The sequence below is a fragment of the Aestuariibaculum sediminum genome, assembly GCF_014596945.1.
Lineage (GTDB): Bacteria > Bacteroidota > Bacteroidia > Flavobacteriales > Flavobacteriaceae > Aestuariibaculum > Aestuariibaculum sediminum.
The window spans coordinates 122,618-149,092 of sequence record NZ_JACVXB010000004.1; the positions used below are offsets into that span (position 1 = coordinate 122,618).

Sequence of the window (26,475 nt, forward strand, 5' to 3'; positions counted from 1 at the left end):
ATTATTATGAAATTTAAACAACACTTTTTAATTCCATTATTCATGTTGGTGTGTGTTATCGCACAAGGGCAGGTTAGTGGTACTGTAACCGCCCAAGAGGATGGTATGCCTCTGCCCGGAGTTTCGGTGGTAGTCTCTGGCACAAGTCAGGGTACAGCAACAGACTTTGATGGAAACTATACTTTAGAAAATTTATCTAGAGATGCAACTTTAGTATTCAGCTATGTGGGATATAAAACCCAAGAAATTAAATATACAGGCCAAACAACTTTAGATGTTGTACTTGCAGCAGATGCAGGACAACTTGAGGAGGTAGTTATTACAGGATATTCAAGAGAACGTAAAGTTGATGTTACCGGAGCCATTACAGTCGTAGAACTAGGTCCTACCGAGGGAGCAAGTTTAAGTTCGGGTAGTGCCGTTCAAGGTTTGCAAGGACAGGTACCGGGATTATTCATCGAAAAAAATGGAGATCCAACAGGAACCAGTAATAACATCTTAATTCGTGGTGCTACAACATTAGGTAATAATAATCCGCTTTTTGTTATTGATGGAGTCCCTACAGTGAGACAAGAGGTGTTTGCAGGAATAAATCCGAGTACTATTGAGTCTGTTCAGGTGCTTAAAGATGCGTCGGCATCATCTTTGTATGGTGCACGTGCCGGTAATGGTGTTATTATTATTACCACTAAAAACAGTGCTAAAGCAGCAGGAGGAGAGAAATTTAGAGTGACCATAAATTCAAATATATCCATGCTTTCTGAAAAGCAGCAACGTTACGACATGTTAAATGCGCAGCAACGTGGTGAAGTTTTATGGCAGGCTTCCGTGAATGATGGAGCCGACCCTAATGCTGGTTATGGCGAGATTTATAATTTCGATTGGAACGGCGATTTTAATAATCCTGTTTTAAACGGTGTTACCATTCAACCGTATGTTGGTGGCGATACCAATGTTCCTGTGGGGGATACCAATTGGCAGGATGAAATGTACAAAACAGGATATGTTTACAATAATGAAATTTCTGTTTCAGGAGGAACCGATAATTCATTCCATTTGTTAAATATAGGTCATTTAAAAAATACAGGTATATTAAAATATACTGGCTACGAAAGAATTAACGGTAAGCTAAACTCTAATTTCCATTTATTTGATAATAAACTTAGAATAGGGGTGAATACCCAGTTTTCAACTTCCGATGAAACACTGGCTTCACAAGATGTAGGTAGTGCAAGAATACCTAGTTTGTCTATCACTTTAGCGCCAACAATTCCAGTTTACGATAGTGATGGCAATTTTGCAGGACCTATTGGCGCTGGATATTCCGATAGAAATAACCCATTGTTAATGCAATATATTAACCGATGGGATAATACCGACAGAACAACCATTTTCGGTAATATTTATGCTGAATTGGATATACTTGATAATTTAACCTTTAGAACAAGTTTAGGTTTAGACCATAGTAATTATCAAAGAAAGGATATTGAGCCTCGTGTGTTTAATGGTTTTATTACACGTGCTAATAACCGATTAATTATCGATTCTAATAAGTTTTCAAGTTTAGTGTTTTCTAATACCTTAAATTATCAGTTAGAATTAAATGATAAGCATAAAATTGGTGTTTTACTAGGTATTGAGTCTATTAAAGATGATTTTAGTAGTGTGTATGCGCAAGCCGATGGTTTTTCTATTGAAACTGAAGATTACTTTGTGCTAAAAGAAGCCACTGGAGCAAGAACAACTACAGGTAGATCTACAGGAAGTAGGTTATTATCACAATTTGGAAAAATCAATTATGCTTTTGAAGACCGTTATTTAGCCTCATTTACCTTACGTCGTGATGGATCGTCTCGATTTGGTGCCGATAATAGATACGGTATTTTCCCAGCAGGTACTTTAGGATGGAGAATTAGTAATGAGGAGTTCTGGCCAGAAAATGATGTGCTTAATACATTAAAATTAAGAGCAGGTTATGGAGAAGTTGGTAACCAGACTATTGGAGATATTGCGCGTTTCGGATTGTTCGAGTCAAGATACGGTTCAAACCAAAATCAGTTTGTTCCAGATTTTTTCAATATTTATTATAATGTGGGTACCGCTTACGATTTAAATGGTGTTAATACGGGGAATTTACCTTCTGGATTTGTGTCTATACAAGCAGCAAATTCAGAATTAAAATGGGAGACGACTAAAGAATTCAATTTTGGTGTAGACTTTAACATGTTTAATAACAATGTAACCGGGTCTTTCGATTATTTTACCAGAGAAACCAGTGATATCCTTACCACGCCACCAATTGCTTCGGTAATAGGCGAAGGTCAACAGCGGGTGCTAAACGGAGCGACTACACAAACAAGAGGTTGGGAATTATCGTTGGCTTACTCTAAAACATTTGATAATGGGTTAAAGTTTGCCGTAGCAACTAACTTCGGTGCTTTTAAAGATGAAATCACAGCCTTACCGGAAGAAGTAGTATCGTCTTATCCTGGTACGGTTGATAATTCAATCATAGGACATTCGCAGTTTTCTATTTTCGGATATAAAACAGCTGGATTATTTCAAAGCGATCAGGATGTTCAAGACAGTCCTACTCAGGTTGGAGCCAGACCCGGAGGTTTAAAATTTCAGGATTTAGATGGCAATGGAAGTATTGGTGCTGAAGACAGAGATTTCCTTGGTACTACACTACCTGATTTAGAATATGGTATTAGAATTAATTTAGAATACAAAAATTTCGATTTATCGTTATTTGGTTCAGGTGTTGCAGGAAGAATTGGTCAAGATCCTTATATTTTCTGGAACAATTATGCGTCAGGTCGTGAGAACTCAGGTTTAGGTGTTTTAGATGCATGGACGCCTAATAATACAGGTTCAGATATTCCATCGTTGTCATTGGCTTTTAACGACCAAAGAATTTCAGATTACTTATACCGAAAGAATTCATATTTCAAGTTAAGAAACCTACAATTTGGTTATTCATTTTCAGAAGACTTAATCAGCAATTGGGCTGGTATGACAGGTTTACGTGTGTATTTTCAGGGCGAAAATTTATTCTGGTTTACTCCAAAAGATTATATAGGAGCCGATCCAGAAAGAACAAATGTAGACAACATTCCAGTGCCAACTATAATGTCACTTGGTCTTAACATTAACTTTTAAAAAATAGCACGATGAAAAATATAAAAATAATATTAATAGGAATTATAACTGCTGGACTATTTTCAGCGTGTTCCGACGACTTTTTAGAATATCAACCGGAAGGCTATTTATCGGTTGAAGATGCTGCTACTGCAGAGAACGCCGAAGCCTTGGTTGTTGCAGCCTATGCAGGTATTGCTAACGATGAAATGATAGGGCCTTTAACCAGTATGTGGGTATATGGAAGTGTGCGTTCAGACGATGCTTATAAAGGCGGGGGAGGCCGTAGCGATGTAGATATTATAGATCGTTATGAGCAATACAATTTAACTATTGCCGATGACCCATCAGATTGGATGGGACCACGAACTTGGACTAATTATTACAAGGCTATTTCCAGAGCGAATTTTGCATTAGAGGTTATTAACGATATTCCGGATGAAAATTATGCCGATAAAACATTACGACAAGCAGAATTACGTTTTCTAAGAGCGCATTCACACTTTATGCTAAAGCTATTATTTAAAAAAATTCCTTACATAACTGAAGGATTGACGCAAGAAGAAACACTTGAAATATCTAATGATGTCGATAATGATGCCCTTTGGAATACGATTGCAGACGACTTTTTATTTGCATACAACAATTTACCTCAGTCGCAAGAACAAGTAGGTAGAGCCGACAGAAATGCAGCAGCAGCTTATTTAGCAAAACTGCGTTTATATCAGGCTTACGAGCAAAATGAGACACATCAGGTAACTAACATAAATTTAGATCGTTTACAAGAAGTTATCGATTATGCCGATGAGGTAACTGGCGATTTAGAAGCCGATTATGGTAATAATTTCTTAAATGGCTATGATAACGGTGCAGAGTCTATCTGGGCAGCCCAGTTTTCAATTAACGACGGGACAACCGTGAGTAGAGTGAGTTTCGTTATGGGATTAAATTCGCCGCACGGTACCGGATTATATGGTTGTTGTGGTTTCCATTTAGCAAGTCAGAATATGGTTAATGCCTTTAAAACAGATGCTTCAGGCTTACCATTAATAGATACTTTTAATGATAGCAATATTTTTAACACTGTAGATAGCAATGGTGAAGCTCCTCTTGCAGCAGGTATAACTTTAGACCCTAGAATAGATCATACTGTGGGTATTCCTGGGCGTCCTTTCAAATATAGAAATACAGTTAGCGAATCGGGAGATATGATATACAATTTTTCTTGGGCCAGAGATCCTGGTGTATATGGATATTTTGGAAACATGAAAGAACAACAAGCACCCGATTGCTCTTGTTACGTCAAGGAAGGGCCTTTTATTGGAACTTCGAAAAATATCGATTTTATCCGCTATGCCGATGTGTTATTATTTAAAGCAGAAGCCTTAATTCAAAGAAACGAGGTTGATGCTGGTATTACCATTATCAATAGAATTAGAGAGCGTGCAGCAGCAAGTACGCAAAGACAAATTGATGCTGGTGCTACCAACGTTTATAATATGGGAACGTATCCTATGGGGATGTCAAAAGAGGATGCTATAAAAGCTTTAATGTTCGAAAGACGTTTAGAGTTTGGTATGGAGGGACCTCGGTTTTTCGATTTAGTAAGATGGGGTGTAGCTGAGCAAGTTTTAAACGCTTATTTAGATGTTGAAAAAACAAGAAAAGACTTTTTAGCTAATGCCAATTTCACAGCTGGTCGCGATGAATATTATCCGATTCCGCAAAGAGAAATTGATTTTACAGGAGGACTATATGTTCAAAACCCTGGTTATTAATAGTTTTGTTGGTTTAATTTGAGTTAACTAAAGGAGGTGTTTTTTTAGATGCCTCCTTTTTAAATATTAGCAAATGTTAAAAATTACTTGTTTTGGAGAAGTGTTGTGGGATGTTTTTCCGAACCATAAAAAAATTGGTGGCGCACCTTTAAATGTAGCTTGTAGGTTAAGGTCCTTTAATAACGATGTTAGCATGATTAGTGCTGTAGGTAATGACACGTCTGGAAACCGCATATTAGATTTTTTACAAGGTCAAGGTGTGAACACCGATTGTATTCAAATTCAAAAGGAATATAAAACAGGCAAAGTTAAAGTGATGCTTAACGACAAAGGCGCAGCATCGTACGATATAAATTACCCGAGGGCTTGGGATAAAATACAATTAACAAAAGAAAATGTAGAAATAGTAGAGAAGTCCGATGCTTTTGTTTTTGGTAGTTTAGTTGCCCGAGACGATAGCTCCAAACAGACATTATACGATTTAATAGAGCGCGCAAACTATAAAGTTTTCGATCTTAATTTAAGAGCTCCATATTACAAAAAAGAGGTTTTATTTCATTTAATGGAAAGGGCTGATTTTATAAAATTTAACGACGACGAACTGTATGAAGTAAGCAAATATTTAGGTTCAAAATACTATTCATTAGAGCAAAATCTCATTTATGTTTCAAAAAAAACAAACACAAAACACATTTGTGTTACTAAGGGAGAACATGGAGCTGTTTTATTGTATAACGAGAAATTGTATTACAATAGCGGTTATTCCATTAAGGTAATTGACACAGTAGGATCAGGAGATTCATTTTTAGGCGCATTAATAAGTCAATTATTGAACAAAATACCACCGCAGAAAGCCATTAATTTTGCGTGTGCTATAGGCGCTTTGGTGGCTCAAAGTGAAGGAGCAAATCCAGATATTACAGATGAGGAGCTTAATGCTTTCATGAATCCATTACCACAAGAGGTTTTGTAATATCATTAGTTAAATATCAGACCCTGTCTAAAATTCATTTCAATGATTTCCTTTTAGCCAGGGTTTTGATTAAATAATGACTTATAGTTTTTCTATGGTAATTTTAAGCGGTGCATTAATGCATTTTGAAAAACGATTTAAGTAAGCTTCCCAGTCTTTTGGCGTATCAAACTGTCCGCTTTTTTTCCATCCAAATCCAGCATAGTAACTAACTTGGTTATCAATAACGTTTAATTTAAGGTAAGCATTACTTTCATCTGGGCGATTGGTATCGTACCTATAATAGCCGTTAAAATATTCTTTTTTGGTTACAATTGCAGTTCCTAGTTCAGAATCGCCATGAGGTTCCCAATAGCTTACCCAACCTTCACTATTATTTCCTTTAACGATACCGTCTTTTTCATGTAATGTTAAACCAGCTACAATTTCATTGGTTCCTTCAATATCAATATTAAATCTAGAAAGATTTTGGCCCCGGTCCAAACTAATTACCATGGATTCTTTTATCGTTTTACCTCCAGCTGTCCAGTTCGCATAGTCCAAGTAAAAACTAGTTCTAATAGGTCCAGTGCTTATGGTGCGGTAATTTGTGAAATTCTTAGACGTGTAATATGTGGTATCTTGTAAAATTGAAAACCCTCCAACACCACGGCTTACACCCACATGAAAATTATCTAAACCTTCCCCGGTATCTTCATGGTAGCTACCTGTTCCCTCTGTTGTTTTTTTGTACCATTTGTTAATTACAGGATAATCTACGCGTTTTAGCCAGGCGTCTACACCGCTTGATAATGTTCCTCCTGGAATTTGTTCTTCTACCATTTTTTGAGCGGTCGGACCATATACTCTAAAGGCTACTTTATCGTTTTCCCAGGCGTAGTCGTCGGTTCGTTCTGGTACAAACCTCGAATAGCAAACGGTGTCCGCTGTAGGTCTTTCTTTTTTACTAATGGTTACAATTTGGTAACTAGCTGAGCCATTTGCGGGTACTACAGGTTGAAAAAGTAATACATCGGATTGGCTATCACCATCTTGATCTACGGTTTGGGTTATTTCTAATTTTTGCGTTGAGATATTAAGAATTCCCACAGAATCTAATGATTCCAATTGTAAATCGGTTCTATTTAATTCAATAGTTTCATGAAATCTTTCAAATTCAAGCGGGTTAGTAATAGTTACTGTTGTAGTTTTTTCGTTGTTCCCGCAGGAGGTTAATAACGAAAGTGTGAATAGATACGCTAAATAAGGTTGTTTTAAGTTCATGGTTTTAGTTATAATGTCTGTTAAATGGTTCAACGATGATTAGAATCTCGAAAATAATAAATTGACAACTATTTATGATAGTCAAAAAGAAATATTAAAATAATTTTAGGTTTGATATTTTAATTATTTATGATATTGTACCGCTGAGGTCGCCTGTATTTAATTATAATTTTATATTTGTTTGGCTAACATGAGATGTTGAAACTTAGCGGTTTTAAACTTTAATTTTGACGAGGATTTTTTAAATGTTCAATTTCTCAGAATTTAAAACCCCAAGGTTATTTCAGTAAATACTAGTTTTAAAAGATGTTTTTATAACTAATTATAGGAACAAAAACACCGAAATGTTACCAGCTTACTTTTAACAGATTGTTTTTATAATGAGGTATATCCTTAGTACTTTTTTCCTGATTTTTATTTGTAGCAAAGGCTTTGGGCAAGCACAAAATGGTTTTCTTTCGAATCCTGTTTTTAAAAACTATTCAACAAAAGATGGCCTATCACAGCGCTCTGTTATTTCTATTTTTCAAGACCATCAAGGCTATATGTGGTTTGGTACACGCTATGGTTTGAATAAATTTGATGGAAAAAAATTTAAATCATATTATTATAATTCGGAAGTCCCTAATAGTTTAAGTAATAGCTGGGTTTTATCTATTGTAGAAGATAAAAGTTATAACATTTGGTTTGGAACAAAAAATGGATTGAATAAATACATTCCCGAACACGATAGTTTCGAAAGAATTTATCTTAATCACAATATAGAAAAGCCGTATGATATAGAAATTATTGCCTTAACGGAGGGGCAAGGTCCTTTTTTATGGATTGCTACTAATCAGGGCTTACATCGCTTTAATACTGAAACATACAGGGTTTTAACATTTAAAAATAACAGAAATATTCCATCGAGTTTAAGTTCGAACCAAACCAGCTCATTATTGTTAACCAAAAAATCTGATTTATGGATATGTACTTCTGAAACTATAGACCAATATCAGCCACAGAATAATACGTTTTTACATTACTCATATCCGAAGGATGCTTCTCCCACGCGCACTAAAAATTACACCACCACCTTATTTGAAGATTCGAATAATACTATTTGGATTGGGTATGACAAAGGGTTAGCCTATTTTGATAAAATCGAAAAAAGATTTAAAGAATATAAATTTAAATCAGACACAGGAACTGTAATTACTAGCGCTGTTCGGAAAATTTATGAAGATGAATATAACAACTTGTTAGTTGGAACATACGATGGTTTGTTCTATATCAACTTAAAGGATAAAAGTATTTATCATTATAAACACGATAAAAAAAAACAAAGTAGCTTAAGTCAGAATTCCATATATGAAATATATGAGGACTCCAAAGGGGATTTATGGTTTGGCACTTGGGCAGGAGGTATAAGTTATTTAGATAAGCATGCCAATACTTTTAAGTCTTACTCTGATGATATATACCAAGTATCACTAAACAATAATATCGTTAGCTCCATAGTTGAGTATAGGGATAACGAATTATGGATAGGAACCGAGGGAGGCGGTTTAAATGTGCTTAATTTATCAACAGGAAAATTTAGCTACCTTCAACACAATCCCGATATGGTAAACAGCCTTAGTGGTAATAATGTAAAAGCATTACTTAAAGATAAAGGCGGTAATTTATGGGTCGGTACGCATGGTTCAGGAATTAGTAAAGTTACATACGATGGTCAACACATAAGCTATACCAGATATGTCTCTAAACTAAATGATTCTGCAAGTTTAAGTGATGATAAAATCACCTGTTTGGCAGAAGACGATAATAACAATATTTGGGTTGGAACTAGTGGAGGCGGATTAAATATCTACAATAAAGCATTAAATAATTTTTCCAGAATTAAAGATTCTGATACTTTAATGGGAGGTTTTATTCAAACCATGTTTAAGGCTATAAATAAAAATAAGTTATGGGTTGGAAGTGATATCGGGTTATTTGAAATTGATGCCGACTCAAAATCAATACTTCATGTAGATTTTAAGAGTAACAAGGAAAAAGCATTCAATGTAAAAACTGTGATAAGCATTTATCAGGAATCAGATGAGATTTTATGGATTGGTACTGAAGGCGACGGTTTGTATAAGTATAATATAGTTAGTAAGGAAAGTCAGCGCTTTGGTGTAGAACAAGGTTTGTCTGATGGAGTCATATATGGTATAAAACCAAATAATGAAGAACTTTGGGTGAGTACTAATAATGGAATAAGTAGATTAAATATAAAAACCAATGATATAAAGAATTTTAATGAATCAGATGGTTTACATATAAAGGAATTTAACTACGGAGCCTCATACAAGCGTGACAATGGTGAATTAATTTTTGGAGGAACCAATGGCTTAACCATGTTTAACCCAAATAATATCGTTGTTGATACCTTTATTCCACCTGTTCTTATTAGTTCAGTAACGGTTAGAAATCGCCCTGAATTAAAAGTTACGGAAACGGTAAAATCCCTTAATCTTGAGTATAATCAAAACGATATTCAATTTGACTTTGTGGCCTTAGGTTTTTCTAAAGCGAATAAGCATGAGTATGCCTATAAGTTAAATGGTTTTGATGATAAATGGCGTTATGTGGGGAATAATTCAAAAGCCACTTACACAAATTTGGACCATGGTGCCTACCAGTTTGAAGTCAAAGCGGCTAATAGTGATGGTATATGGACAGATAAACCGGCGGTTTTAAAAGTAGTTATTTCACCACCACTGTGGAAGACCTGGTGGGCCTATACCTTATATATTGTACTTTTTATAGTGTTGTTTTTTGCAGCTAGAAAAGCTTTGTTAGTTAGAATTAATGAGAAAAATGCCTTGCGAGAAGTCCAACGAGATAAAGAAAGGACTGAAGAATTAAATAAACTAAAACTTCAGTTGTTTACAAATATATCACACGATTTTCGAACCCCTTTAACTTTAATAGTGGGGCCTTTAAAACGCTTAATGGATCACACCAGTAACGATCCTTTTATACAAACTCAGCTTAAAGGGATGTATAGAAATACCAATATTTTGTTACAGTTAATAAATCAGTTACTGGATTTTAGAAAAGCTGAAAGTGGCAAATTAAGAATGCATTTTTCTAAGGGTAATTTTGTGCCGTTTATAGAGAATATTAAACTGTCTTTTGAGCAGCTGGCTCATGAAAAACAAATTAAGTACACCCTTAATTACCCGTCGTCGCATTTAGAACTGTGGTTTGATAAAGTGGAATTGCAAAAAACAGTGTTAAATATACTATCAAACGCATTTAAATTTACTCCTGTTGGCGGATGTATCTCAATAGATATTAGTAAAAACGAAAAAAACGATACGATAGAATTAAAAATTAGGGATAACGGAAAAGGCATTCCTGACAATCAGATTCCATTTATTTTCGACAGGTATTTCCAGCTAGGACAACAACATGAATTAAGAACCGGAACCGGAGTTGGTTTAGCAGTGGCTAAAGACATTGTAGATTTACATCACGGAGAAATTAAAGTACATAGCAAAATAGGAGAAGGCACGGTATTTATAATAGCGCTCCCATTGGGTAATAAGCACATAAATCAAGAACAAATAAATTTTGAAGTAGAAGAAATTAATAACCATTCTTTTTTAGATGTTTCCACCCCAGAAGTCTTCAGTCATAATGTTATTCATAGCGAGAATCTTGATGTAGACAAATTTAATAAGGATTTACCGTCAATGTTAATTGTTGAAGACAATAGTGAAGTACGTAAGCTTATATTTGACCTTTTTTTAAAAACATTTAATGTTTATCAGGCAACTAATGGTAATGAGGGAATTACAAAAGCTCAATCTAAACCCATAGACATTATTATAAGCGATGTGATGATGCCTGTAATGGATGGTTTGCAATTTTGTTCGGCAATAAAAACAGATATTGTTACAAGTCATATACCTGTGATATTGCTAACGGCAAGAACTTCTAAGGATATGCAGAAATCAGGTTATGAAACAGGTGCCGATATTTATATCAGTAAGCCTTTTGAACCGGATTTGTTAAAAATGCAGGTAGAAAATCTACTGAAGTCAAGATTAAATTTAATAGAAAAGTTTAAAAAAGATATTATTCTGAAGCCAAAAGAATTGGAATTGGTATCAACTGATGAGGTGTTTTTACAAAAAGCCATGGATATTGTAGAAGAACATATTACCGATCCAGATTTTCTGGTAACCACTTTTGCCGAAAAAATGTTTATGAGCCAATCGGTATTATACCGAAAAATAAAAGGACTTACTGGTCAAAGTATCTCAGAATTTTTAAGAACAATTAAATTAAAAAGAGCAGCACAGTTATTAGTGAAAACAGATATGACAGTTACCGATATAGCTTACCAAATTGGTTTTAATGATATCAAGTATTTTAGAAAATGTTTTAAAGAAACCTTCAATTTAACACCTTCACAATTTAAGAAACAACATCAAAACACGAATAAGGAATAAATTTAAAGCAAATATAAGTTACTCATTATTAATTACATAATGGTTATTCTGCATAATATACCCCCTAAAATAGACAGGTAAATCAACCTATCAAAGGATAATCCCTGCCGATATTGCGTCTCGATATTTTCATTATTACGAATTTAATTAAAGACGCAAATGACCAGATTAAAATATGGTTTTTCCATTTTATTATTAGTTGCTGTAATAGGTTTTGTATTCATAAAAAAGCAAAACAGTAATGCTTCTTCGGAAAAATCAATTATTGATGTTACTACTATATTGAATAAAGCAGAGCAACAATTTTATCTTTTAAAAAAACACGCAAAACAAGAGAACAAAATACCAAGAACATTAAATGCAAATGGTGTCGTTCACTGGACCAATACAAACTTCGATTGGACCGAAGGATTTTTTCCTGGTAGCTGCTGGTATTTGTATGAATATTCAAATAAGAACGAATGGAAAAATGCCGCAGAACATTTTCAAAGTTTATTTGAAAATCATAAGTACGTAACTACCAATCATGACTTAGGTTTCATATTTAATTGTTCTTATGGAAACGGTTACAGACTAACGAATAATGAGGCTTTTAAAGAGGTTTTGATAACAGCGGCAGATTCTTTATCTACACGTTATAACACGAATGTGGGCTGCTTAAAAAGTTGGGATGTTAAAGGAGGTTGGCAATCAAAAAGAAATTGGGAATTCCCCGTTATTATTGATAATATGATGAATTTGGAGCTATTATTTAAAGCCTCTGAATTCACTGGGAAACCTGCTTATAAGGAAATCGCAATTTCTCATGCGAATACGACCATTAAAAATCATTTCCGAAAGGACTATAGTTCCTATCATGTGATTGACTATAACCCAGAAACAGGCGAGGTAAGAAGCAAACAAACGGCTCAAGGTTTTGCAGACGAAAGTTCATGGGCTAGAGGACAGGCTTGGGGATTGTATGGATATACTGTTTGCTACAGATACACCAAGGACAAACGCTATTTGCAGCTCGCAGAAAACATCGCTAAATATATTTTAAGTAATAATAGTATCCCTGAGGATGGTGTTCCTTATTGGGATTACGATACCGATAACATTCCTAATACCCCAAGAGATGTTTCTGCAGCAACGATTACCTTATCGGCATTAATTGAACTCGATAGTTACACCAAACAATCATATTTTAATCACATTAATAAGTTAATAACGACTTTATCTTCTTCTGCATACACCGCTAAAATTGGTGAAAATCAAAATTTTGTTTTAAAACATTCTGTAGGAAGCATACCGCATAATAATGAAATTGATGTGCCACTTAACTATGCCGATTACTATTATATCGAAGCATTACTTAGGTATAAAAAGCAGTATTTAAATATAAATGATTAAGGCTCCAGAACTGCGGTATATGATTGAATGAATCCATAAAATATTACGAAATATACACCAACAAATCTAAAGACAAACACAAATTAAATATGAAATGAAGTAAATAAAACACACACCAACACTAAGCGAAATAAGGTCTTGATTATTAATCAGCCATGATTGATATGTTGAGATTTAAATTTAAACACTAACTAAAAACACAATTTAAGTATGAAAAAACTTGAAGGCATTAAGAGTTGGTCTCTTAATATTTTTACACTCAAACTGAAAACTAAAATATCAGCGTTTTTTGTTTTAGTAATAGCTTTTGGCGTTCAGGCTGAAACTTATTCAACAACAGAAAATTTTAAAACTAATAACACAGAGAAAAAGTTACAACAAACAGAAGTAACAGGGGTTGTTTTAGACCAGAATAATGTCCCTCTACCCGGAGCAAATATTTTGGAAAAGGGAACAACTAATGGAGTTCAAACCGATTTTGATGGAAATTTCACAATCAATTTAAACAATAGTAATGGCATTTTGGTAGTGTCTTACATAGGTTATAAATCTCAGGAGATTTCATTAAACGGTAAGACACAGATAAATATTACTTTAGAAGAAGATACAGCTAAACTAGATGAAGTTGTCGTAGTTGGGTATGGAACCCAAACTAAAAAGGATTTAACCGGATCGGTATCGGCTGTAAAGGGTGAGAAATTGGTAAAGGCTCCAACAGCCAATTTAGCATCAAACCTTTCTGGTAAAATGACAGGTGTGTTCGTTAACACCGCCACAGGACAGCCAGGAGCAGAGGATATTAATTTTGCCATTCGAGGAACAAGCACCACTGGAAATAATGCACCGCTAGTTATTGTAGATGGAATTGTAAGACCTTTTGCAAGGTTAGACCCCAACGACATTGAGAGTGTAACCGTATTAAAAGATGCTGCTTCTACTGCAGTTTATGGTGCTCGTGCTGCAAATGGCGTGTTATTAGTAACAACTAAACGCGGTAACTCAAATAAACCGTCATTCAATTTTGAAAGTTCATTTGGATATCAATCTCAGATTCGTCAAATCGAATTAATGAATGCTGGCGAATATGCGCGATATATTAATGAAGCTAAAAATAATTATGGATTAAATCCCATTTTTACCGATGCAGAAGTTGCGCAATACGAAAGTGGAGAATTACCAAGTTACGATTGGTTAGGTGCTACCTTAGGAAACTCAGCACCATTATCTAAACATAGTATATCGGCAAGTGGAGGTAGAGAAGGGATTCGTTATTTCTTGTCTTATGGATTGTTAAATCAGGAGGGGTTTTATTCCACAGCTAATTACCGACAACATAATTTAAGATCGAATATAGATGTAGAATTGTCTAATAACTTGGACTTAAGATTAGATATTTCAGGGCGTATAGAAGATCGCTCGGATTCATCAACAAATTTAAATTCGATTTATCAAGGCGCACTTATTGGTAAACCTTATTTAAACCCAAGATTAGATGAAGAAGTTGGACCAGGAGCCATTGCAACAAACGGATTAGGAGGAAGCCCGATAGGTCATGCCGAAAGAAGTGGTACGAACGAAAGACTTTCAAATATTATTCAAAGTAATATCAGCTTAAATTATAAAATACCTGGAGTAGATGGCTTAGTAGCCTCAGCATTGTATTCTTATGATTTAACTTTTAATAAAAATAAAATCTTCAAAAAACCATTCATTCAATATGAATATAATGGAGCGACCGACGGTTATGATCAAATCATTGGAGGGCCTTCAACAATAAGCTTGGCGGAATCTAGAGATTTAAATGATCAACAAACCCTACAGCTTAGTTTGCGTTACGACCGTTTATTTGGAAAACATAAAATTGGAGCTCTAGCACTTTTTGAGCAAATTGAATCTTCTCAAAATTCTTTGGATGCTTTTAGAGATAATTTTATTTCTACGGCTATTCCAGAATTGTTTGCGGGAGGTACAGACTTATGGTCTAACGATGGGGTTACAATCGAAACAGCCAGAAGAGGTTATATTGGTCGTATAGAATACGATTACGATAGTCGTTATTTATTTCAAGCCAATATGCGTATCGATCAGTCTTTTAATTTTCCAAACAGTGGTCGTACTGGGGTTTTTCCGGCATTTTCATTAGGGTGGCGATTATCTGAAGAAGCCTTTATGGATAATGTAGATTTTATGGATAATATTAAAATCCGAGGGTCTTGGGGGCAAGTTGGTAACGACCGCGTTCCTGCATATCAGTTTCTTTCGCTTTTCGGATTTAATGGCGGGTATGTTGCCGATGGCGCATTTCAACAAGGTATTAGTAGTTCAGGAATTGCTAACCCTAATATTACATGGGAAACTGCGACAACTTTAGATTTAGGTCTTGAATTTGATATGCTTGACCACCGCTTAGGATTTGAGTTTGACTACTTTAAAAAACGAACAGAAGATATTTTAAGACCAAACACTGATGTAGTACCAGGCTCGTTTGGCGCTAGTTTGCCAGATGTAAACTACGGAATTGTAGACAGTTGGGGAGGAGAAGCCTTAATAAGATATAAGCAACGAATAGGTGATTTTAATTTCTCAGTTGATGCCAATGCGAGTTGGTTTAAAAATAAAGCTATTCAGTTAGCCGAAGCAGAAGGTGTATTGCCTTCTATAGCCCAAACCGGCAGAGAGTTAAGTTTAAGAACCGGATATTTATCCGATGGTTTGTTTCAAACTCAAGATGAAATTGATAATGCGGCCATCCAGTTTTCGCAGTCAATTCACGATGGCTTAGCACCTGGAGATATTAAATATAAAGATATTAATGGTCGTGATGGAGATGGAAATTTAACAGGTCAACCGGATGGCGTTATTAATGCAGATGACAGAGCTATTATAGGTTCCAGTGGCGCACCTAATATGTTATTTGGCCTAAACTTGTTTATGGAGTATAAAGGGTTTGATTTAACAGCAAACTTTCAGGGAGCCACCGATTTTTCAAGGTATGTTTACTCCATTCCATTTGAACGTGATGGAAACTCATTCAGAGAATTTGTAGACTCATGGCGACCAGGAAACGAGGATGCCAAGTACCCAAGATTAAGTTCTGGTGATGCTTCTGCAAATAACAGTCAAACTTCTGATTTTTGGGTTAAGGAAGTAACTTATTGTAAACTAAGAAATCTTGAATTTGGTTATAATTTCAACCATATTTCATCAGTTTTAGAGCAATTAGGTATAGAAAACTTAAGGGTTTATGGTTCTGCCACCAACATTTTAACACTATCTAATTTAGGTTGGAGAGATCCGGAAGGGCCATCAGGATTACGACCATTTTATCCACAAACAAAAACATTGACTTTTGGAGTTAATGTTGGATTTTAATTAAAAATAAAATAGATATGAAAAACATAATTTATACAATAGGTTTCATGCTGGCTTTTACGGCATGCGACAATGAATTTTTAGATAGAACCCCATTAGATCAAATTAGTTCTTCAAATGTTTACCAAGACGAAGCATTAGCTCAGGCTTATATTGATAATACTATGGGTAGATTACCTTTCGGAATACATGGGTCTACAGGGTATGGACAATACCCATGTATGATTGCCTCAATTACCGATGAAGCCCGTGCGAAAAGTGGATGGGTTCAAAATAATTCCATAATTATTAAAGGAGCAATAACCCCAACACAATCAGGTGGTTTAGACTTATGGAATAGCGCATATGTAACCATACGTCAAGCTAATGAAATTATTGAAGGTATGGAAGCCTCGTCTTTAACCGAAGCATTTAAAGCGGCGGCTATTGCTCAGGCACGCTATATTAGGGCGTTTACCTATTTCGATTTGGCCAGACGTTATGGAGATGTACCTTTAATTACGCAAGCACAAACTTTAGAAGATGATTTGTTTGTTTCGCAAACAGCAAGACAAGATATTTATGCTTATGTGGTTAGTGAATTAAAAGAAATTGCAACAGTTTTACCCGAATTATCTCAAGCTGGATCAGCAAATGTATCAAAACAAGCTGCAATAGCTTTAGCTTCCAGAACGGCTTTATATGCCGAAAATTGGACTGAAGCGGCTACTTTGGCAGATCGTTTAATTACGGGAACAGATAATGATGGCTTGGATTTATTTGATGATTACCGTGGTTTATTTTTGTCTACTGGAGGCAATATTGAAACCATTTTTGAAAAACAAACCTTACCTCCACTAGCAGGGCAATCCTTCGGGTTGTATAATTTTCCAGTACGATGGCGAAGCGATTGGGGCGGTCAAACCGATCCTACACAAGAATTAGTTGATGATTACGAAATGAAAAATGGCTTACCTATTACAGATCCTGCTTCGGGTTACGATCCATCCAATCCATATGCTAACAGAGACCCACGATTTGATGCATCAATTTTTTATCACGGTAGTGAGTTTTCGGAAATACAACCATCAAAAGGTGAACCTTTTATAGATATGGAGTGGAATAACGGTAATGAAGGTCCTGGAGATCCCGGAAAATTTCATGGTGCCGCTTCTATTACTGGGTATCTGGTTAAGAAATTCGCTAACCCTGCCGATGGATTTTCTCCACAAAACGGCAAAAGTATTAGTAGCTGGCAAGAACTTCGTTTTGCAGAGGTATTGTTAATCTATGCCGAAGCTGCTAACGAGGCCGAAGGCCCAACAAACAAGGTTTACAATGCTATAAATAGAATTCGTGATAGAGCTGGTATTTCAGACCTTCCAACGGGTTTATCAAAAGACCAAATGCGTGAGCGTATTCGTCATGAAAGAAAAATTGAATTGGTTTTTGAAAATCATAGATATTGGGACTTATTACGTTGGGGGATTGCTAAAGATGTGTTAGATGGCTTTGTACCTCATGGTATTCGTATCGAGCGTACTGCCGATGCCCCATCAAAAGAAGTACAACCACAATTGTTTGATCCTCAATATTTAGATTACACCGTTTTTGAAGTTCAAGGAAGAACGCAAACATTTCCAGATAGCCATAATAAATTGCCTATACCACAAAGTGAAATAAATAAGAACCCGAATTTAAAGCAAAATTCAGGGTATTAAAATCTAGTTTTTAAATAATTTTTTTAATGAGTTGATGTTAAAATGCCCAAGACTTTTTAAATCTTGGGTATTTTTATGGTCTAAATATTTGAATATAGTCCAAATTGATATGCCTTAGTTAAGTATTTTAATGTGTTCGAACACAAAAGGTTTAATTATAATTTTATATTTGTTAAGTCAGGTAGAAATATCAAGAAAAATCAATCGATTAAAATTTAAGAATAAAAACAACTAAAACTAAATTTAATATTATGAAGAAAACCCTGCAAACATTACTAATAATCACCATCGGGCTATTTATACAAGCTTTTAGTGCTCAGCAAAAACCAAACGTCATTTTTATACTGGCAGACGATTTAGGATATGGAGATTTAAGCTGTTATGGAGCTACGAAATTGTATACACCTAATATAGATAAGTTGGCAAAACAAGGTGTAAAGTTTACTAATGCACATACTACGTCAGCCACGTGCACACCATCGCGTTATGCCATTATAACGGGACAGTATCCATGGAGAAAAAGTGGGACTGGGGTTCTTCCTGGAAATGCTGCATTGATAATACCAGAAGACAAACCAAACTTACCAAAAATATTTAAAGATGCAGGTTATAATACGGGCATTGTAGGGAAATGGCATTTGGGAATTGGAGATGCAGTCGATAAAGATTGGAATAGTAAGTTGGTTGGCACACCAAATGACGTTGGATTCGATTACTCCTATATTTTTCCTGCTACGGCAGATCGCGTACCAACCGTATTTGTAGAAGATCATCATGTAGTAGGCTTGAATCCAGAGGATCCGATTCAGGTAGATTATAAAAAGAAAGTAGGGAATGACCCTACCGGATTGGAAAACCCCGAATTACTTAAAATGAAGGCGTCTCCAAACCATGGACATAATAATACCATTGTTAATGGAATAGGTAGAATTGGTTATATGAGTGGCGGGCATACAGCAAGATGGACTGATGAGGAAGTACCTTTTACTTTTCTGTACAAAGCCAATGAATTTATAGAAAAAAATAAAGAAGAACCATTCTTTTTATTTTATGCGTTAACCGAGCCGCATGTGCCTCGTATGCCATCAACAATGTTTAAAGGGAAAAGCGGATTGGGTTTTCGCGGTGATGCTATTTTGCAAGTAGACTGGGCGGTAGGAGAAATAATGAAACAGCTTCAATATCTTGGCATTTCAGAAAATACTATAATAGTATTTTCAAGCGATAATGGGCCTGTTCTTGACGATGGCTATGTGGATGGTGCTGTAACTGAATTAAATGGTCATACGCCTTGGGGAGCTTTACGTGGAGGGAAGTATAGTACCTTTGAAGCAGGTACAAGAGTTCCTACTATAGTAAGTTGGCCTGGGACTATTAAACCAAAAGTGTCAAATGCCTTAGTTTCTCAAGTAGATATGGCAGGGTCTTTCGCAAAACTGTTAGGTGTAGCATTTCAATCTGATTATGAAGATAGTATGGATTTAAGTGACGTGTTATTAGGAAAATCAAATAGAGGCAGGACTTACATCGTGGAACAAGGAACGGGATCCAGATTGGCAATTAGAGACAAAAACTGGAAATATATTGAACCTAATAATGGTCCTGAAATGAATAAATTAACCAATATTGAATTGGGAAATCTTGCAAAGCCGCAACTTTATAATTTGAAAGAAGATGCCGGAGAAACAATTAATCTCGCAGATTCAAATCAAAAAAAGGTAAAAGAGTTAAAAAGTAAGTTAGAAGCTATTAAAAATAAAAATCCGCTCTAACATTCATTATGAAACGTCGTATAACTGTACTTCTTTTTACTATTTCAATATCCGTTTTTGCACAAACAAAAGGGGTATTAGAGAGCCTTGATTTTAATTTTTCAGAATTAAAAAAGGTAAAAGAAGCATATAATCAAGGGAATGATAAACGAGCTTTACAAGAGCTTTTAAAGATTTATATAGCAAAGCAGCCTCTGTACCTTAAGATGGATCAATCTGATTTAGATTATTTGAAATTGAATTATCCCAAGGATGTAGCAAAAGTTTTAGAAACAGCCAATCAGGTTTTAGACCAATATTTTGTTTTTCGAGATGAGTGGGCTATGGAAAAAACAAATGTACCTTATCAGTTTAAGAAAGAAATAGATTGGAGTATCATTCCGTTTGAAGACCCCGAATGGTGCTACATGCTTAACAGGCATCGATATTGGGAGGATTTGGGACGAGCATACTACTTAACTGGAGAAGAGAAATATGCAAAAGGTTTTATAAATCAAGTCACCCACTGGATTGATAACAATCCTATTTCAAATGAGCTTTTAAACTTATCATGGAGAAGAATAGAAGCAGGAATCCGTTGTGAAAATTGGATAAAATCTTTTGAATATGTAAAACACTCAAAGCATTTTACACCTCAGTTTTTGGCTAAATTTTTAATGTCTTTAAAAGAGCATGCCGAATATTTAAATAAGGATTTTAGCAATTTTTCCAAAACCAGCAATTGGGGTGTTTTAGAATTTCACGGATTATTTAACGTATCCCAGTTTTTAAATGACTTTAAGGATGCTGATAATTGGCAACGTCATGCTTTAAATAACCTGGAAACATGTATAAACCTTCAAATATTAGATGATGGTACGCAATGGGAACAGTCGCCAATGTATCATAACGAGGTATTTCATTGTTTTATGAATGTCAATTTACTGGCGCAGCGAAAACATATTAAGTTACCCAAGGATATTGTACAGAAAACAAGGGACATGGCATATGCCAATATACAATGGCAAAAACCTAATTTTCACCAGCCATTACTTGGGGATAGTGATGATACAGATTTGCGAGGACTTTTAACATTGGCAGCCTATTTATATCAAGATTCAGTTTTGAAATCTAGAGCCTATCAAACTTTCGATTTTAATACATATTGTATACTTGGTAAGGATGAAATGTTGTCATACAGACAATTAACAGCGAAGCAACCAGAATTTTTATCGGTTTTTCAAAAATCGTCTGGCGATTTTTACATGAGAAATTCTTGGGATGAAAATGCATCTTATACAAGTTTTCATCTAAAAAAGTTAGGGTGTGGTCACGGGCATGATAATATTTTACATGTATCGTTGTTTGCAAACGGAAGAGATTATTTGGTAGATAATGGACGATATACTTATGTAAACACGAAATGGAGAGCGTTTTTTAAAGAGAGTAAAAGCCACAATACGTTAGGTGTCGATGACTTATCTAATAGTGTATATGGTAGTTCATGGAGCAACAAGTATGACGCAACCTCTAAAGGTATTGAAACGGTTATTTCTGAGTCATTTGATTATGCTGAAGCTGAAAATATAGCCTACGAAAGATTGGAAAATCCAGTTACAATGAAACGTCAATTATTATATTTAAAACCAAATATTTGGCTATTATTTGATAGTTTTCATACTAAAGGTAGGCATAAATTTTCGCAATATTTCAATTTCCCAGATTCCTCTGTAGAACTAAATTATAATACAATAGAAACCACATATAAGAAAGATAATTTAAGAATTCAACCTATAAAAGATGTAGAAGTTTCGCTTAAAGATTCCTGGTTTTCATCAGAATATAATTTAAAGACTGAGAGTAAACGAGCCGAAATTTTTAATCATTCCCTAGGTTTTACATCATTTATAACTCTTTTATATTTTCCAGACCAAACAAAATTAAAGTATGAGAAAATACCAGTTTATGATCGGAATAATAAATTACTTTCCGACAGTCAGGCCGAAGCAATAAACCTGTCTATTGAAGAGACGAATTATACCATAATGGTCGTATATAATCGACCACCTGGTACACATTTTTATTCGGTAAATAATCAAATAGTGAGCGGGGAAGTGGTGCTTATAGAAACAAAAGATGGTAAAACTAGTACTAAAGTTATAAAATAGTAGAGAAGAATATTAACAAAAAAGCCAAAATATGTTGTCATATTTTGGCTTTTTTCATATAAAGAAATTTGGTGTTAATTCAAGTAAATATAACTTCTTAGACCTAATGCTTTGGACTTTTTAAATATTTCGGCAACGGTTTTCGCTGTAAATGTTGCTCCTTCAAGGTTTGTATGGGTGTGATCCTGAGGAAAAAATGGTTTCACCTTATCTTTTCCTAAGATTTCATATTTTGTTGCGACTATATCGTTTAAATCAATAAAAGGTACTCCCTCTGCTTCAGCAGCTTGTTTCGCCCATTTTACATAGCTATCGGTTCGCCTTTCGGCTTTGCCCCCTGGCCATTCGTTTCGAGGCGTTAAACTTAATATAATTGGATTTGCTCCTTTTTCTTTGGTTTCCTTAATCATTTGTTTTAAATACCAGCCATAGCTATGTACGGTTTCAATTCCAGTACTATCTCGCCTTACTTCTTGAATTTCGTCTCCTATGCCTTTTAGTGAGCCTCTAAATTTCTTTTTATCAATATTTCCAGCATCGTTGTGTCCAAATTGAATAATGACAAAGTCTCCGGGTTGAAATTCGTTTTTAGCGGCATCCCAAAGTCCTTCATAAATAAATGTTCGGGTACTTCTTCCGCCTCGAGCTTTATTGATAACATTGACTTGGGTGGTGTCGCAAAATTGAGGAAACGGTACACCCCAGCCAATAGTATTAGGATTACTACTATTTGCCATTGTAGAATCGCCAATTAAAAATATGTTTTTCTTACGGGGAAGCTTTATTTCAGGGTTTTGAAGTATGTATTTATTTAAAGAATTATCAGTTTCCTTTATACCATCGATAATTAAAGAAGCTGCCATGGCTGCTCCTCTTGCCGACGGATGGGTATGATCTCTTTTATAAAAATATGTACCTGTAACTTTTTCTTCACCAAAGCTTTCCAGTTTGGAAGCCATTTTTTCATTTAAGTCGATAAAAGTAGCACCTGTTTTATTGGCTATTTGTTTTGCCCAAAGTCCATAAGATTTATCGTTTCTTGGGATTTTACCATTAACCCAGTCATTTCGTGGTATGGGAGACATAACAATAGGAATAGCACCTTTTTCTTGTGTTTCCTTAACAACTTTTTCGATATACCAACCGTAGGAGTGAACAATTTCATGTTCTCCCGTAATTAGATTATCTATTTCTTCGGTTTCGTCTCCAATACCTTTTATAGTACCTCGTGCTCGTATTTTGTCGTTTACAGGACCATTGTCGTTATGTCCAAATTGAATTAATACGTAATCACCACGTTTTAATTGTTTTTGTACCGAATCCCATAAACCTAAATTTTGATATGTACGACTACTGGTACCTCCTAAGGCATGATTTTCAACATTTACTTTAGTGCTGTCCAGAAGTTGACCAATAAAATCACCCCAGCCCCAAAGTCCGCCATAGCCATCACCACGACCATTTTTAACCGTTGAATCACCAACGGTATAAATAGTTGGTTTACCATTAGGTTCTTGAGCGCAATTGTAATATGAAATGAATAGGCACGCAAGTATAAAAATTTGAAATTTTTTCATGATTAATAGTTGTTTCTAATTGTCTCTAAAATCGAACCATAAAGTCATAGGAATACCTTCATCCCCACTTTTAATTCTAATATTTGTAGGCTGGCTTTCCGGTCCCTGATGGTCTAAGGGCTTAAAAGCTCTCATGGCTGGAATTTCATACATAAACGAAATATTGCCTTCCGGAAACCTAGGTTGCGGAAATACTTTTGAAACCGCATGTTTCGGTAAGTCGGGTGTAAACAAGCGTAAAAACAATTTGTCGTTTTCACTGAAGAATTTATAGTCTCCCTTATTAGTTTTAAGATTACCTGCAATGAAGTTTGCATGATAGCCTTTGAATTCAGGATATACAAGATTTTCAAAACTTTCACCAGTAACAGTTGTATTATAATCTTTTTCCCAAAGACCTAATGTGGTACCTTTTATTCTGTTTTTCCACACATGATAAGGACCGTTACCTAGCCATTTTAAACCTTTAACACCATCTTCAGGGAAGTTGAAAGTAACACCAAATTGATTAATTGCTCCTTCAAAAAAGGCACCATCGAAACCACTGTTTCGTCCCGCATTTTTCAGAAAAATCATTTCTAATTTTAATCTACCGTCGTTATACAAGGTCCAAGTAGCGGTGTCAATACCTCCAGCATATTTAAAAACGCAAATAACCGCATCTTTGGTTTCTTTGACAGAAACATTTTCAACTTCAGCCTTCATTCCTACAGGGTCAGGACCATTGGTAAATGGTACATTTCCTTTTTGGTTTTTTATTTTAATAATTTGGCCAGTTTTTGCATGTAATACTAGTGTAAGTGCTTTGCAGGATAACTGTATTTCAGAATCTGTTTTATCTATTTTAGCTTCTTTTTTAATGTTTTCAACGTTAATAAGTTTATTAGCGAAATAAGAAGCCTTATGAATTGGCCATGACCAAGTGTAAATTTCTCTACCATATTTATCGGTTGCCGTAATTTCTAGCCAATCCCCTTCAAAAAAGTTCTTTGGTACATCAAATTGAATTTTTCTGGTTTCTCCAGGTTCAATATTTTCAATATTTATTGGTTTTGAAACTATAACCTCAGCTTTATCGTTAGTATATAGAATGTTGGCGCTAGCTTTTAAAACACGATACTCTAGTTTGCACGTATTTAAATTAGTAAAAATATAATCATTTGTAACAAAGAACGAACCATCAAATTTAGAAGTTATTTGCTTTTCTTTAAACTGAATAGGAGACCATACTTCTTTAACGGTAAAAAAACTACCCTCTTTTTCTCTGTGAGGGCCTAGAACACCATCGGAAGCTAGATTACCTTTGGAGTCATATTTTTGCTCACCTGTCCAGTCTGTACGTAAAACAGCTTCATCCAACATGGCCCACATGAAGCCTCCGGCAAATAAAGGACTTTGTTTGTAACGTGTCCAGAAATCTTCCAAACCAGCACCTATACCATTATCATAGGTTCCATGCATGAATTCAGTTGGAAAAAATACATTTTCGCCATTATTAAAGCGGTGCATTCCCGTTAAATAAGTAGGGTAGTGGTGGGTATCCCAACCATCAAAATCACTCCATGGATGAATAACAATTCGTTTTTGCGGATCGTACTCGTGAAATACATGATCTATATCATAATTCCAGCCTCCCTCATTGCCATGATCCCAAATAATAACCGAGGGGTGATTAACATCGCGTTGAACGGTTTCTTTAATAAGTTGCGTTCCTGTTTTTGTGTCATATCCGTTTTGCCAGCCTGCAACTTCATTTAAAACAAACAATCCTAAAGAATCACAAGCCTCTAAAAAATGCGTGTCTGGTGGATAATGAAAGCGAACCGCATTCATATTCATATCTTTTATAAGATTTACATCCAGAATACTAATAGTTTTATCGGTACTACGCCCAGATTCAGGCCAGATGGTATGACGATTAATGCCTTTCATGATAATTTTTTTACCATTAACGTAAATACCATCTTTTTTGAGAAATTCCAGAGTTCTGAAACCTATTTTGGTTTTTGAAGTATGTAAAGTTTTACCTTCTGAAATTAAATTTAAAGTTAAAGTATACAGATTAGGAGATTCTGGATTCCATGGTTTTATATTACTCCATTGCGCTGATATGATTTGATGAGTGTCTTTATTTTTTAAAGGAATGGTAACGGTTTTAAAAATTTCGTTGCTTCCAATAGGTTTGATAAGTGCTTCTATTTTTGAATTATCAGGAAGATTAACAAGGTTTAAATTGGCCTTTAGTGAACCATCCATTTTCGCATCAACAGCAACATGTTTAATATAAGAGTTAGGAGCAATTTCTAACCAAACAGGTCTGTAAATACCTCCAAACAACCACCAGTCGGTTTTACGTTCAGCGTTATTTACGGTATTATTAGCCGAATGTTTTGAGACATGTACCTCAAGAAGATTTTCACCATTATAGTTTATAAGAGGTGTGATATCGTATTTAAACTCATAAAAGCCACCTTGATGTATAGGGCCAGCCAATTTACCGTTTATTTTAACTTCTGTATCGGTCATTGATCCGCCAAAAACGATAGTAACATTTTGGTTTTTATATTTCTGTGGAACGCTAAATTTATATTTATAAAATCCTTCTTCTTTGCTAGGTTCGTCTTGATTCAATTCTTTATACCAACGTCCATAGGTGTATTCTCCAAATCCTTCCAATTCCCAATTGCTAGGCACATTGATAGTGCTCCACAATTTACTATTATAACCATCGGTACACATAAAATCCCACGTCACAGGATGTTTAAAATCCTTTCCTGAAAGATAAATGTTTTCTGTTTCTTGCGCCTGACTGGTTAGAGCAAATAAAAATAAAAGGCATAATGCCTTTAGCTTATAAAATCTCATACGTG

At 35.1% G+C, this 26,475-nt stretch carries 12 protein-coding genes; 9 read left to right on the forward strand and 3 right to left on the reverse strand.

Annotated features, from left to right (window positions below):
- Positions 1–6 precede the first annotated feature (6 nt).
- The 3 genes from ICJ83_RS10605 (at position 7) to ICJ83_RS10615 (ending at position 5,892) form a co-directional block, all read left to right on the forward strand.
- On the forward strand, positions 7–3,162 hold the full coding sequence (locus ICJ83_RS10605; protein ID WP_188230372.1) for a SusC/RagA family TonB-linked outer membrane protein: 3,156 nt from the start codon (positions 7–9) through the stop codon (positions 3,160–3,162).
- An 11-nt stretch (positions 3,163–3,173) separates the two neighbouring features.
- Positions 3,174–4,919 (forward strand): RagB/SusD family nutrient uptake outer membrane protein, encoded by a 1,746-nt coding sequence (locus ICJ83_RS10610; protein WP_188230373.1) that lies wholly within the window; start codon positions 3,174–3,176, stop codon positions 4,917–4,919.
- Positions 4,920–4,992: 73 nt separating this feature from the next.
- A complete protein-coding gene (locus ICJ83_RS10615; RefSeq protein WP_188230374.1) occupies positions 4,993–5,892 on the forward strand; it encodes a carbohydrate kinase family protein in 900 nt (299 codons plus the stop codon).
- An 81-nt stretch (positions 5,893–5,973) separates the two neighbouring features.
- On the opposite strand, the gene ICJ83_RS10620 is transcribed toward ICJ83_RS10615, so the two are convergent.
- Positions 5,974–7,155, reverse strand: coding sequence for a DUF4861 family protein (locus ICJ83_RS10620; protein ID WP_188230375.1), 1,182 nt, complete (start codon positions 7,153–7,155; stop codon positions 5,974–5,976).
- A 380-nt stretch (positions 7,156–7,535) separates the two neighbouring features.
- Here ICJ83_RS10620 and ICJ83_RS10625 point away from each other — a divergent pair, with 380 nt between their 5' ends.
- The 6 genes from ICJ83_RS10625 (at position 7,536) to ICJ83_RS10650 (ending at position 22,028) form a co-directional block, all read left to right on the forward strand.
- A complete protein-coding gene (locus ICJ83_RS10625) occupies positions 7,536–11,645 on the forward strand; it encodes a two-component regulator propeller domain-containing protein (protein WP_188230376.1) in 4,110 nt (1,369 codons plus the stop codon).
- A gap of 159 nt (positions 11,646–11,804) precedes the next feature.
- Complete coding sequence (locus tag ICJ83_RS10630; RefSeq protein ID WP_188230377.1) at positions 11,805–13,037, forward strand: glycoside hydrolase family 88 protein; 1,233 nt, start codon at positions 11,805–11,807, stop codon at positions 13,035–13,037.
- Positions 13,038–13,247: 210 nt separating this feature from the next.
- Positions 13,248–16,409 carry a SusC/RagA family TonB-linked outer membrane protein gene (locus tag ICJ83_RS10635; protein ID WP_188230378.1) on the forward strand — a complete coding sequence of 1,054 codons (3,162 nt, stop codon included), beginning with the start codon at positions 13,248–13,250 and terminating at the stop codon, positions 16,407–16,409.
- A gap of 17 nt (positions 16,410–16,426) precedes the next feature.
- Positions 16,427–18,109, forward strand: coding sequence for a RagB/SusD family nutrient uptake outer membrane protein (locus tag ICJ83_RS10640; RefSeq protein WP_188230379.1), 1,683 nt, complete (start codon positions 16,427–16,429; stop codon positions 18,107–18,109).
- A 251-nt stretch (positions 18,110–18,360) separates the two neighbouring features.
- Positions 18,361–19,881, forward strand: a complete 1,521-nt coding sequence (locus tag ICJ83_RS10645) for a sulfatase family protein (RefSeq protein ID WP_188230380.1) — start codon at positions 18,361–18,363, stop codon at positions 19,879–19,881.
- A gap of 8 nt (positions 19,882–19,889) precedes the next feature.
- On the forward strand, positions 19,890–22,028 hold the full coding sequence (locus ICJ83_RS10650; RefSeq protein WP_188230381.1) for an alginate lyase family protein: 2,139 nt from the start codon (positions 19,890–19,892) through the stop codon (positions 22,026–22,028).
- Positions 22,029–22,102: 74 nt separating this feature from the next.
- Here the strand turns inward: ICJ83_RS10650 and ICJ83_RS10655 are convergent, their stop codons facing one another.
- Together ICJ83_RS10655 and ICJ83_RS10660 are read right to left on the reverse strand one after the other, a co-directional pair.
- Positions 22,103–23,605, reverse strand: coding sequence for a rhamnogalacturonan acetylesterase (locus ICJ83_RS10655; RefSeq protein ID WP_188230382.1), 1,503 nt, complete (start codon positions 23,603–23,605; stop codon positions 22,103–22,105).
- A 15-nt stretch (positions 23,606–23,620) separates the two neighbouring features.
- On the reverse strand, positions 23,621–26,470 hold the full coding sequence (locus ICJ83_RS10660) for a glycoside hydrolase family 2 TIM barrel-domain containing protein (protein ID WP_188230383.1): 2,850 nt from the start codon (positions 26,468–26,470) through the stop codon (positions 23,621–23,623).
- Positions 26,471–26,475 lie beyond the last annotated feature (5 nt).